At 48.3% G+C, this 12,845-nt stretch carries 9 protein-coding genes; 8 read left to right on the top strand and 1 reads right to left on the bottom strand.

Going from position 1 to position 12,845, the window contains the following annotated elements:
* The first annotated feature begins 52 nt into the window (after positions 1-52).
* On the top strand, positions 53-871 hold the full coding sequence (locus HNR77_RS17780) for an endonuclease/exonuclease/phosphatase family protein (protein ID WP_184187125.1): 819 nt from the start codon (positions 53-55) through the stop codon (positions 869-871).
* A 250-nt stretch (positions 872-1,121) separates the two neighbouring features.
* Here HNR77_RS17780 and HNR77_RS17785 read toward each other — a convergent pair whose 3' ends face one another.
* The gene (locus HNR77_RS17785; protein ID WP_184187128.1) at positions 1,122-1,949 is read right to left on the bottom strand and encodes a methyl-accepting chemotaxis protein; all 828 of its coding nucleotides are present in this window, start codon (positions 1,947-1,949) and stop codon (positions 1,122-1,124) included.
* A gap of 371 nt (positions 1,950-2,320) precedes the next feature.
* Here HNR77_RS17785 and HNR77_RS17790 point away from each other — a divergent pair, with 371 nt between their 5' ends.
* The 7 genes from HNR77_RS17790 to HNR77_RS17820 all read left to right on the top strand — a co-directional run bounded on the left by HNR77_RS17790 (position 2,321) and on the right by HNR77_RS17820 (position 12,210).
* A complete protein-coding gene (locus HNR77_RS17790) occupies positions 2,321-4,624 on the top strand; it encodes a glycoside hydrolase family 88/105 protein (protein WP_184187131.1) in 2,304 nt (767 codons plus the stop codon).
* Between the two features lie 221 nt (positions 4,625-4,845).
* A complete protein-coding gene (locus tag HNR77_RS17795; RefSeq protein WP_184187134.1) occupies positions 4,846-6,177 on the top strand; it encodes an ABC transporter substrate-binding protein in 1,332 nt (443 codons plus the stop codon).
* Positions 6,178-6,278: 101 nt separating this feature from the next.
* Positions 6,279-7,229: a carbohydrate ABC transporter permease gene (locus HNR77_RS17800; RefSeq protein ID WP_221443899.1), complete on the top strand. Its 951-nt coding sequence runs from the start codon at positions 6,279-6,281 to the stop codon at positions 7,227-7,229.
* A complete protein-coding gene (locus tag HNR77_RS17805) occupies positions 7,226-8,074 on the top strand; it encodes a carbohydrate ABC transporter permease (RefSeq protein WP_184187137.1) in 849 nt (282 codons plus the stop codon). Before HNR77_RS17800 ends, HNR77_RS17805 begins: the two co-directional genes overlap by 4 nt.
* A gap of 27 nt (positions 8,075-8,101) precedes the next feature.
* Positions 8,102-9,937 carry a sensor histidine kinase gene (locus HNR77_RS17810; protein ID WP_184187140.1) on the top strand — a complete coding sequence of 612 codons (1,836 nt, stop codon included), beginning with the start codon at positions 8,102-8,104 and terminating at the stop codon, positions 9,935-9,937.
* The gene (locus HNR77_RS17815; RefSeq protein ID WP_184187143.1) at positions 9,934-11,541 is read left to right on the top strand and encodes a response regulator; all 1,608 of its coding nucleotides are present in this window, start codon (positions 9,934-9,936) and stop codon (positions 11,539-11,541) included. Before HNR77_RS17810 ends, HNR77_RS17815 begins: the two co-directional genes overlap by 4 nt.
* 114 nt (positions 11,542-11,655) lie before the next feature.
* Entirely contained in the window at positions 11,656-12,210 is a 555-nt protein-coding gene (locus HNR77_RS17820) for a GNAT family N-acetyltransferase (RefSeq protein ID WP_184187146.1), read from the top strand.
* The last annotated feature ends 635 nt before the right edge of the window (positions 12,211-12,845 follow it).

Raw genomic sequence — 12,845 nt, forward strand, 5'->3', positions numbered from 1 at the left:
CAAGGCGGCCAGAAGCTGTGGCCAGATTATTTTAGAGCAGGAGAGAGACATCGTGAAGATCCTTACATTAAATGTCCATGCCTGGGCAGAAGAAGAGCAACGGAACAAAATCAGCCAGTTGGCTGACTTTATCAATAAGCATCAGTTCGACGTTATTTCCATGCAGGAGGTTAACCAGCCCATTGAGGAGAGTGCGTTGCCTGAGGAAGCGTTAAAGACGTATGTACCCACTGATGCGGACGCTGTGATTAAAAAAGATAACTATGCCCATGTCCTGCTGCAGCAGTTGACAGAGACGTATTATTGGACCTGGGTTCCAACCCACATCGGGTTTCGAACCTATGATGAAGGACTGGCGATTCTAAGCCGGACGCCAATTACACGTTCGTTTGGGGAGTATGTATCCCACATTCGGGACTACAACAATTACCGCACACGTAAAATCGTAGGCATCGAGACGGTTGTACACGGAGAAGCGGCATGGTTTGTTAATGGACATTTCAATTGGTGGGATGATGCGCAGGAACCTTTTAAGGGCCAGTGGGATTTGACGGAGAGCAAGCTTGCACCTTACATGCATCAGCCCTTATATCTGATGGGCGATTTTAACAACGTGGCAGAGATACGCGGAGAGGGCTATGACTACATGATGCAGCATGGGTGGAACGATCTGTATACGACAGCGAAGCAAAAGGATGATGGGGCCACCGTTGTCAAAGCGATTGCCGGGTGGGCCAACAATGAGCGACCGTTGCGGATTGATTATATTTTCTCGAATCGTCCGATACAGGCTCAGTCTTCCACAGTGGTGCTTGATGGCAAGAACGGCCCTGTCGTGTCGGATCACTTCGGAGTTGCAGTTGAAATCTGATGTTCATAACTGGACAAAGTTCTCATTCTGACATGCTGACTTGAGAGCTGCTAATTTTGCTTCAACGTAAGAAACCTCTGTTCATTTTCTTGCCAGAGAAAACGAACAGAGGTTTCTTCATTTTGTATTGAATTCATATGTTATGTATATCGTGATGGCTAGTATGGACGTTCTTAATTGAACAGAATTAATGAAGCATTAAACGGAATTACTGGAGCATGAAATGAAGTTACTGGAACATTAGATGAAATTACTCGAGTGCCAGCATTTGCTGTACAAAGGTTTTCAGGCTGGCACTGGTCTCGCCCAATTGTTCTATACTCTGCATAAATTCGGTTACAAGCTTGGCCTGATCCACCGTGGCTGTTGATATTTGTGCAATCTCCTGCTCCATATGTTTCATGGAATCCTGCACGCTTCCCAGCGAGGTTTCGATATCTGACGCAGCTTGCTTCGTATGGTCGGAGAGCTTGCGAACTTCACTGGCAACTATGCCGAATCCGGCTCCTTGCTCCCCGACACGAGCGGCCTCGATCATGGCATTCAAGCCAAGCAGATTCGTCTGCTCGGATACCTCGCGAATGACATTGGTTACTTTGGTGACGTTCACAGAGTTCTCGGAAGCCTTCTTCGAATTTCGCAAAATTTCCTCCGAGGTTGCCGACAGCTGCTCTGAATGAGCTGCGATTTGTTGAATGCCTCCAACGAGAGCGTTGATGGTTGTTTCATTTTCGCTGATTAAAGTTTCCAGTTTCAGGTGATTATCAAGAGCGTAGTTAACCCCGAGAATACCGACAACTTGCCCGTTCTGCTTCACAGGAATAAGGATGGAATCAAAGGGTCTACCCTGGAGATCACCCGGCATGCGCACGATGGTACGCGAGTCTTTGTTCGTCAGCATCTTGAAATCCTTATAGTCATCATGCAGCTCGTCTCCGGATTTTACACCGATATCCAGACTTTTGGCTTCGGAGAAATATAATACCTTTTCATGATCATTAATAGAGATGGAGATATCATCACGGAACATTTGACTGACAAACGGCATTGCGTGGACCAGAGCTTCAAGTGTATTCAATATCAATCTGTCCTTCCAAAATGAGATGGGATAATCTGGAGTTATATGATATATTTATCGGTCATGTTCCCAGAAATGATTAAACAAATATTGTAAAATTATGACTATAATCTTGTAACGGTTAGGTAAATGACAGATTACAGTGTAAGCGCAAACAAAAATCTGTAGCCACCATGAGCCATGTCAGTTATACTAAGGATATTCATTCAGAGGTGTTCATTAAAAGTAAAGCGACTACCTTCCCGTCCAAGGGAAAGTTCTACGAAGGTTAAGCGCTATATCTACTTATCGAGAAAATAGATTCTCGTCCTGCATACAGGCGTGATTTGAAAATTAAAAGTGTATTCCAACATGAGAGGGATGTGGCATTCATGACAACATATTTCAGTGAACCGCAGAGCATGTATTATCGATTCGGAGAAGATCAGGAGCAGGTTTTGAAGGTGCTCGCAGAGAGATATATCGGTTCCAATGCACAGGCTGATTTCGTATACCGCGTGTTTCAGCAGTCGGGCATTTTGCAAAATGACAAAGGGCTTTATGATCTGAATATGAGTAAACGCTTTCCTGATGCGCCCAAGGATCACATTTCCTACGCCGCTGCACTGGTCTGGGGGGATGAGAAGCGTAATCTGGATGTGCTGGTACGCTGCTATGGGCCGGTACGCTTCTATTTCAACAATGAGTTAATCTACCGTTCAACGGTTATCGATGAGATTACACCAGATGCAACGGTGAAGTTGGGAATCGACATTCAGCCTGGCTGGAATACGGTATGGCTGGAGATGAAAAATACACCTGCAGGTTTTGGATGCCAGTTCGGTTCTGATGAAGGCAAAGTGCGGATTTTGAATGTGCTGGCGCCTTTTCAGGAGCGTTCAGGGCATGCGGGCTGGGTCTTCTCCAAGCCTGTGTCATCCGCACGTACGCAGCCGAACCTGCTCGCAGGCCAGGAAGAGAATGATTTGAAATGGCTGCCAGAGGTTCAGTGGTCTGCATCCGGGCAGAATAAACCTGCTCTGGAACGAATCTATGGGCTGCTCCCTGGAAGACATGCTTATGCATGGACACATCTGGACAATCGCGATGCAACTGGACGTCCTCTTCGGTTAACCGGACAATCTCAGGGCTCCATGCGCATATGGCTTGATGGTCAATCGGTTGCAGAAGTCAACGAAGCGGGACCGTTTGAAGTGGAAGTAACAGCCGCATTTGGCCAGAGTGATCTTCTCATTCGCAGTGAATGTCAAGCAGGCTCTGACTCATGGGGGTTCGAACTGGAGGCATTCGCCGGGACAGAAGCGCTTCAACTCAAGCTTCCGCACCGAGTGCAGGGAGCGTCAGGCGATAGCTGGCTCTATGCTGGCCCATTTGAGGCTGGTGCGGAACCCGAGCTTGCGGATTTAATGCGTATGGATCGTGTGTACCAGACAAGTGCAGCGAAGCAAGGGGAAGAAGAGAGAAGCGCCGTTGTAGGATCGGCACGGACATACTGGCGGCTGGATCGGCCAGATACCTTCATCCGACCTTACTATGAGAATGCGATGCTGAGCAATAAATGGACAGTGGGCAGTGTGACCAACTATGGTCGCTGGGATTATCCGCTGGGTGTTACCGTTTATGGATTGCTTCAAGCTGGACGTTATTTGCAAAGACCGGATATTACACGTTATGCAGCTGAGCACGTGCAGGCTTGCACCCGGATGTATGAATATTCGCTGTGGGATCGTGAGCAATATGGCTTCCCGGCAATCAATCAGCAGCTGATTATGCTGAAGATGCTGGACAACTGCGGTTCCTTTGGCTCGGCGATGCTGGAGTCATATACCGAATGCAAGGAACCAACCTTCCTGCCGATTGCTGATCGCATCGCAGATTTCATGCTTTCCCGCCTGGAGCGCAGACCGGATGGGGCATTCTATCGTATATGTGCCGGAGAATATGCGGAGAACACCATGTGGGCAGACGATCTATATATGAGCACCCCATTCCTCGTGCGGTATGCACGTGTGACAGGGAAGTCCGAAGCGCTCGATGAAGCAGCGAAACAGTTTACATTGTACCGGAAATATCTGTTCATGCCAGAATACAAGATTATGTCTCATGTGTATGATTTCAAATATGAACAGGCAACACAGATTCCTTGGGGCCGCGGTAACGGATGGACGCTGTTCTCCCTGACAGAAGTGTTGGAGGCTCTGCCGGAAGAACATCCTGAGCGTCCCGCTCTTATTGCCTTTTTCAATGAACTATGTGAAGGTTATGCAGCCCTGCAGAGCGAGAGCGGACTCTGGCATCAGGTGCTGAACAATCCACAGACATATCTGGAAGCTTCCTGCACAGCCATGTTTGCTTATGGTTTTGCGCGTGGAGTGCGTTTCGGCTGGTTCAAGGACCCGGCAGCCTATGTCGCGGCTGCTCAGCGGGCCTGGAAGGGACTCGTATGCAGCGCAATTGACCGTCAAGGCAATGTTCACGGTGTATGCAGCGGATCAAGATATGCATTTACAGCCGAGTATTACGATCAGGACTTGCGTACAGTGACCAATGATAACCACGGCATTGGGATTATGATGCTGGCCGGGACAGAGGTAGCCAAAATGGAAAAGCACCTGTCGGAACGTATCACGAGCTCGCCCGTTGCATCTGTTTCAACCGCTTCAGCAGCACATTAAACATGAAATATTTGAAAAGCATATAGTGAACGAAGGATATCCATCATGTTTGAGGAATGGAGCGCCACCGGGGATATGATTTCCGGTGGTTTTTCTTCCCCGGGAACCCCTTACTTTTTTGACAGGATAGCTTACTTTTGTTTATGTCATGTGCAGTGACAGGCGTTTACAATATATTTGTAAGCGATTTCATATAAGCAAAAAGGGGAGGAAATTCATTCATGATCAGCACAAAAAAGTGGGTAACTCTGTTCTGCCTGTCCCTGTTATTATTTGCTACAGCCTGTTCCAATGGAGCCTCAAATGAGCCTGCATCTTCTGGGGAGACAAGCCAAGGCGATGCAGCTGACAAGATTGAACTGCGCATGACCTGGTGGGGATCACAGACCAGACATGATCTGACCACCAAAGTAATCAAGTTGTTCGAAGAAAAGCATCCAAACATTACGATTAAACCAGAGTATTCGGGATGGGATGGATATTTTGACAAGCTGACAACTCAGGTTGCCGGCTCCAATGCCCCGGATATTATCCAGATGGACTATGCCTTCCTGACAGACTTTGCACGGCGCGGTGCTCTACTTGATCTGACTCCATATGCGGATAAAGAGCTGCGGATTGCAGATCATGACAAAAGCATGATTAAAGCGGGCTCGATTGACGACAAGTTATATGCGATTACCCTTGGCGTGAACGCACCGGGTGTCATCTACGATGCAACTTTATTCCAGCAGCTGGGCATTGAAGAGCCAAAAGAAAGCTGGACTTGGGATGATTTCTCCGCGATTGCAGCCAAAATCGCTGCGGACAAGGGAGATGGCTTCTACGGCTCGGCTGACATTTCCGGTGCTACGAATATGTTTGAGGTATTTGTGCGCCAGTCAGGCAAAGGTTTGTTCGAAGACGGTACGATCACAGCGACCAATGATCAATTGAAGCAGTGGTTCGAGATGTGGGCTAAGCTGCGTGAGAACAGAGGGGCTACCTCTGCAGAAGTTACAGCTTCTACAACCAATGCCCTGGAGACAAGACCGATCTCCTTAGGTACAGCTGCAATGGATTTCGCCTGGTCGAATCAGTTGCTGACATTCCAGCAGGTGAACAAAAACCAGGATCATAAGCTTGGCATTCAAGTGCTGCCTCATGGCGTGAATGAACAGCGGATTGGTGAGTACCTGAAGCCAGGTCAGTTCATGTCGGGTTATTCCAAGTCCAAGCATCCGAAAGAAGTTACCATGTTCATTGACTTTATGGTGAATGACCCGGAAGCAACGGCGATTCTTGGCTCGGAGCGCGGTGTGCCTGTTAATGCAAGTATTCGTGAGCAGATGCAGCCGAAGCTGTCAGAGTCCGAGCAGGTTATTTTCCAATTCATTGATACGGTATCCAAACACTCCAGTGAGATTAGCCCGCCATACCCGCAAGGATTCGCTGAAGTGGACACGAGTTTCAAAAGTGCAAGCGAACAGATCGCTTTTGGCCAAGGCAGCATGACAGACATTATCACTCAGTTTATTGAAGGTGCCAAAGCAACGCTTGCATCCAGCCAGTAACGAGTTGAAGCCGTAACGGTAAACAAGCTCAACTTGTGCCTCACATGTAACTGGTCGATAACCGTTCCGAATACTTCAAATACTGCGGGGAGGTTGCGAAAATGACGACATCACAGGTCAGTCAAGCCAGAATCGAGAAAGTAGCCGCCCGGCGTGTGAAACGTCGCTACGCCCATAATGGAGCCGCATTATTATTTCTCGCGCCCTGGCTTGTCGGATTATTGTTCCTGACCCTGGGTCCCATGCTTGCATCGTTATATATTTCCTTTACCGATTACAGTATCCTGGCCGCCCCGAACTGGGTCGGTCTGGATAACTACACTACCATGTTTACGTCTGACAAATTGTTTGCCAAGTCGCTTCAGGTGACGTTCACCTATGTTGCTGTATCTGTGCCGCTTAAATTGATCTTTGCCCTGTTTGTTGCCATGCTGCTCAATAAAGGCATCCGCGGCCTGGGGATTTACCGCACGGTGTATTATATCCCGACACTGCTCGGGGGCAGTGTAGCTATTGCGATGTTGTGGCGTAAAATGCTGGGCGGTGACGGACTGCTCAACAGTGTGCTGGCGATGGTAGGGATCAAGGCACCAGACTGGGTAGCGAATCCGAAATATGCACTGTACTCCATTGTACTATTGTCCGTATGGCAGTTCGGTTCGTCGATGATCATTTTCCTGGCAGGACTCAAGCAGATTCCACCGGAGTACGATGAAGCCTCGGCTGTTGATGGAGCAGGTCCGATGCGCAGATTTTTCTATATCACATTGCCGATTCTGTCTCCGGTCATTTTCTTTAATCTCGTTATGCAATTGATCACATCCTTTCAATCGTTCACGCAGGCCTTCATCATTAGTAACGGTAGTGGTGGACCCGTGAACTCAACACTGATGTACTCGCTGTATCTGTACAAAAAAGGATTTTCCTTCTTCCAGATGGGCTATGCTTCCGCGATGGCGTGGGTGCTGGTAATTCTGATCGGCGTATTTACATTGCTCGTATTCCGCAGCAGCAAGCTGTGGGTACACTATGAGGATGGTGGAAAATCATGATTGGACAACGGAATTCAGCAGCATGGATTGTGACCAAGCACGTACTGATCTCGGGCATCGCTTTTGTCATGCTTTATCCTGTCTTATGGATGCTGGGCAGTTCGTTCAAGCCGGGACACATGATTTTTACGGAGACCTGGTTCTGGCCGAAGGAGTGGAATTGGCAAAATTATATGACAGGTTGGTCAGGAATTCAGGGGAATGCCTTTTCCAAATTTCTGACGAACTCCATCGTACTATCGCTGGGGGCCGTGCTGGGCAATGTGATCTCCTGCTCTATGGCGGCATATGCCTTCGCCCGGTTGAATTTTCGCTTCAAGGCCATCTGCTTCGGATTGATGCTGATGACCATTATGCTGCCTCATCACGTTACGCTGATTCCGCAGTATATTCTTTTTAATCATCTGGAGTGGGTGAATACGTACTTGCCGCTTGTCATCCCGAAATGGCTGGCAACGGATGCCTTTTTCATATTCCTGATGGTACAGTTTTTCCGGGGACTGCCTCAAGAGCTCGATGAAGCGGCGACGATTGATGGATGTGGTCCAGTGAGAATCTATACGAAAATCATTATCCCGCTCGCTTTTCCGGCACTGGTAACCACGATGATCTTCACGTTTCTGTGGACATGGGATGATTTCTTCAGTCAGCTGATCTACCTGAGCGATGTGAGCAAGTACACCGTTCCGCTGGGACTGCGGTTGTTCCTCGATTCCAGCTCACAATCCGATTGGGGTCCAATGTTCGCGATGTCTGTTTTATCCCTTGTGCCATGTTTCATCGTATTTATCGTGTGTCAAAAGTATTTCGTGGAAGGAATCGCGACCTCCGGGCTCAAAGGGTAATTCCAAGACGAAACGAGTTGATTCCGTATGCGAAAGGCAAGATGGTCTTCCTATATTCTTCAAAAGCTGCAACAAAGCAAGCTCTCCACGTTGATGGTGACTTGCTTTATTGCGTTTAATCTGTTGCTTGTTTCTATTGTCGTCTGGTTGTCCTATCAGTCCTTCTCTGCCGTTACCTTTACTGAAATCAGTAAAGCGCGACTCGCGCTTCTGAATGAGAGCACAAGACGGGGCTTTGACTTTATCACAGGAGTGACAGGTACAGCCTATAGCCTGGCGAGCAACAGAGAGTTGTCGAGTTTGCTAGAAACGACCAATACGGGAAGGCTTGCACAGATCCACCAGCGGCGAGAGGTTTCGCGAATTCTCGATCATACCATCGTGGTAAGTGAAGGCATCACCTCAATTGAGCTGTATACGGATGCATTTAATGAAGTGACTGTTACGATGGCTGACCATATTTTTACGTTAGATACCCTTGCGAATGATTCATGGTTTTCTGCGCTGGAAAAGGCAGATGCCGCCTGGGTTCCACTTCGTGAGAATGAATCAGGGCAATCCTTGGTTGGATATGCACAGCGGATCTATGACAGTCGAGGCGGGACGGTCGCTTATGTACTCATTCGTCTAAGCAGAGCGGATATCGTTCGCAGGTTCGCTGATGTACCGATGGTGCTGGATGGCAATGTGCTGCTGGTAGATACTGCTGGCAATGTCGTGATGCAGATGGGGAAAGCTGCGGCGGCAGGGGGGGATGCCTGGTCAGATCAGGCTTATATAGATTCGTCTTCTTCTATTATAGATAGCGACTGGATTCAGGAGCATGCCCGTCCTGGTGAAGATGGTTTTGAAGTGGTGTCGGGTCAAACTGGAGGTGCTCAACTGGTGCTCTACTCCAAACCGGCGATGCTCCAATGGCGGCTTGTGCAGACGATTCCCGTGTATACGCTGTTGTCTCCGGTTCGGCAAGCGGGCTGGCAGATCCTTGGTATCGCGGTGCTCGGACTGCTGTGCTCCGCTGTGCTTGCTTATTTGTTTGTACGGCAGATTATCCGCCCGTTGCGGCAATTGATTAAACGTATGAGACAGCTTGAAAAAGGAGATTTCAGCACCCGTGTGCAACTGTCGTTTACGGAGGAATATGCCCACTTGGCATACGGGTTCAACCATATGGCTTCACAGCTGACAACGCTGATGGAGCAGGTTAAGGATGAGAGTCGTGCCAAACGAGAAGCCCAGACCAGCCTGCTTGAAGCGCAGATCAAACCCCATTTTCTGTACAATACGCTGGATATGATTCACTGGCGTGCTCTCGATTATGAAGCCAAGGACATCAGTCGCATGATTGTACAGCTGAGCAAGCTGCTGCGGATCGGGCTGAGCGGGGGCAGACTGTTTATTCGTGTGCGTGATGAGCTGGAGCATGCCCGGTGTTACGTCAGCATTCAATCCGAACGTTTGCCGTTTGCTATTCAGTATCAGGAACGGATTGATCCGCGCATTCGGGGTTGTTATATTCCGAAGATCATTTTGCAGCCTTTTATTGAAAATGCCGTTATGCACGGACATGCAAATGAAGAAACACTCCGCATTCAGGTGCATATTGATCAGAGCGATGAACCTGTACCTGATATCAGGATACGGATTGTGGATAATGGACAAGGTTTGCCGAATGAATGGAGCATAGAAGATTCGAAAGGGATTGGTGTACGCAACGTGCATCAGCGCATACAGCTGTATTGCGGGCAAAGGTACGGCGTGCAGCTGAGTAATGGAGGTTCAGGCGGTGTGGAGGTGCAAATCACGCTGCCGCGCATTGAGACCGAAGAGCAATTAAATCTGTGGCTGGACGGTGAAAAATGATGAAGACCATTATGCTTGTGGATGATGATCCGCATATTATTAAAGCGCTGACCGAGCATATCGACTGGCACTCATTGGGCCTGAGCATTGCAGGTACTGCTGCAAGCGGGGAGGAGGCGTTGGAGCTTTTCGACCGTATGCACCCTGATCTCGTGATGACCGATGTGTATTTGCCGGGCATGACTGGACTTGAGGTTACGCAGGCGCTGCGGCGCGACTATCCTCATCTGCCGATTATCATCCTTAGTGGATATGACGAGTTTGAGAACGCCAGAGCGGCTATGCGCTGGGGCGTGAATCACTTTTTGCTGAAGCCGGCGGAGGTAGAGGAGATTGAGTCTGTGCTGCGGGAGGTACTGCTGGAACAGGATGTGCGAGAGCGGCATGAGCGGCTGGAGCGGACGTACAAACAAGAAGCAGGGCGGGTGCTCCCTTATCTGCGCAAACAGTTTCTGCATGAACTGCTTACCACCCGCTATCGAGCCGATGAATTGCCTGAAGCGAGAATGGAATATATCGGATTTCGGATATACGCTCAGGTTCGAGCCGTTAGTCTGCATCTGAATCGTCCTGGTTTTATGACACGTATGAAGGAGCGGGACTGGCAGCTGCTGCGCTACGGGGCGGCAGATATTATTCAGGAGACGGTGAAGGAACATGGCTCCCGTATGGCAGATTGTCGGCTGGAGATTGTAGACTATTCGGATCAGGTATTTGTGCTGCTGATGCTGGGGGATCAGGATTATTTTGAAGAATTACAGGTGCTTGTAGGCCGAATGATGGATCAGATCTTTACGTATCTGAAAATTGAGGTCAGTGCAGGTATTGGCCGGGTAAAGCACCACCCCTGTGAGGTCATTGACTCTTATCTGGAGAGCCGGGAAGCGGTAGAAAGGGCAGAATTTCAAGGTGGAAGCCGTATATATCACTATGAGGCATCCGAGGGAGAGGGGCGTAATGTAACGGATTATTCCTTGCTGCTTCACCAGTGGAATGAGGCTTGGGCTGATATGCGAATCAGTCTGGCAGAGGAAATATGGCTTGAGCTGCTTCATTCTCTGCAGGAAGGAAATTGTGCGGGCATTCAGGATGCGCAGGTCATTGCAGTCAGTTTGTTTGATACGATGATGCACAGCTGGAAGAAGCAGCACCCGATGTTGAACCCTCCGCTCACAATGAGTGATTTCTTGCGCGAGATACAATCGAAGTATGCCCTGCATGATCTGATTGGCTGGATGAATGGTGTGATCCGGGATTGGCTGGAGCAGCTTCGCAAAGAGATGGGCGAAAAGAAAAGCAACAAGCTCATTGCACAAGTGAAACAGTATGTTGAGGAGCATTACGCAGAGGAGATCAGTTTCGAGGCGATTGCAAAAAGTCTTTTTGTGCACCCCAAATATTTGAGTCAGTTATTCAAAAGGGTGACGGGAGAGAATTTTGTCAGCTATCTGAATGGATATCGTATCCAGCGAGCGATGGAGCTGCTGCAATCAGGACATTATATGGTTTATGAAGTGAGCGAGATGACGGGATTTCGCAACGCGACGTATTTTAGCCAGGTGTTTAAGATGCTGACGGGAAAAAGCCCGTCCGAGATTGGTTAGTGTGGGCGATCTGACAGATCGGTGATGGCACGGCTGAAAACGAGCGTGATCTGTGAATGGAGTGAGGATTTGAGCGGTTTTATTTTATAATGGGAAGGAGGAGAGTGGATCAAGGTGATTATTAAGCAGCAGGAGTATGAAGTTAAAGGCATGAGATACACGATTCGTTCAGCCGAGGTAGAGGATGCTGGCATCTTAAGTGCACTTCGTGTGCAGCTGGACGGGGAAACGGAAAATATGGATCGTGAAGCAGGGGAATCTTTCATCGATGAAGCGGGTTTTGAAGAACTCATTCGTATGGATGCTGAAAAGAGTACGAATCTTTTTCTGGTAGCTGAGGTATCGGGTCAGATTGCTGCATACTGCCGATGTGCGGGGACAGAGTTGAAGCGTTTCAAGCATCAGGTAGAGTTTGGAGTGTGTGTCGCCCGTTCTTTCTGGGGGTACGGCATCGGCAAAGAGTTATTGAAGTTGTGTCTGGAATGGGCGGACAAGAATGCTGTGGAAAAGGTAACACTAAAAGTGCTTGCAACGAACGAGAAGGCTATACGCCTGTATGAGATGCACGGGTTTGAGGTTGAGGGTATTCTCAAGAGGGACCGACGACATGCTGATGGACAATATTACGATACCCTTATCATGGGGAGATTCGCTAATGTGATACCATGAGGAGTAATCAACAGGAACGATATTGGAATTGATGAGTTGAGGGCTTTTATAATAGGAGTCTTTGAATCGAAGGGACTTTTACACGGCCAGATGTTGTAAGCATGATCAGAGGAAAAAACTAAATGTACGATGTGGGTTGATATGTGGGTTTTTATATGTTGATTGTGACTATAAAGTCAAAGGTTTTGTATGGTGGCAAGTATTTTTGAGGGAAGCTGTTGTGGGATATTTTACAAGTTGTCAACTGTTTCGTTGTATGGTATATTCTAATTCCGGCCAAGAAAACACGGTTTACACGGTGCGGCAAGCGACTTACAAAAAAAGCTTCGAAAGAAACTTGGAAAAAAGAGCTTGCAAAGTTGGTTCGGACATGATAAGATATAAGAGTTGCTGAAGCGAACGAGAAACAGTGGCAAAAATAAGTTTGATCTTTGAAAACTGAACAACGAGTGAGTGATCATTCTGCTTGCAGAATGAATGTGAAGGTTTTCGGTGCATGTCATCCGACTGTATGAAAACTAGAACAACAATGAGATTAACAATCTCGTCAGATTCAAAATGAGCTTATCGCTCTTTTCAATACTTTATTGGAGAGTTTGATCCTGGCTCAGGACGAACGCTGGCGGCATGCCTAA

Origin of the sequence: Paenibacillus sp. JGP012 (assembly GCF_014203995.1) — a bacterium.
GTDB lineage: Bacteria > Bacillota > Bacilli > Paenibacillales > Paenibacillaceae > Paenibacillus > Paenibacillus silvae.

Coding starts and splice junctions, on each gene's coding strand:
- HNR77_RS17815 (WP_184187143.1), top strand. CDS start 9,934: ATGATGAAGACCATTATGCTTGTGGATGATGATCCGCATATTATTAAA.
- HNR77_RS17800 (WP_221443899.1), top strand. CDS start 6,279: ATGACGACATCACAGGTCAGTCAAGCCAGAATCGAGAAAGTAGCCGCC.
- HNR77_RS17790 (WP_184187131.1), top strand. CDS start 2,321: ATGACAACATATTTCAGTGAACCGCAGAGCATGTATTATCGATTCGGA.
- HNR77_RS17805 (WP_184187137.1), top strand. CDS start 7,226: ATGATTGGACAACGGAATTCAGCAGCATGGATTGTGACCAAGCACGTA.
- HNR77_RS17795 (WP_184187134.1), top strand. CDS start 4,846: ATGATCAGCACAAAAAAGTGGGTAACTCTGTTCTGCCTGTCCCTGTTA.
- HNR77_RS17810 (WP_184187140.1), top strand. CDS start 8,102: ATGCGAAAGGCAAGATGGTCTTCCTATATTCTTCAAAAGCTGCAACAA.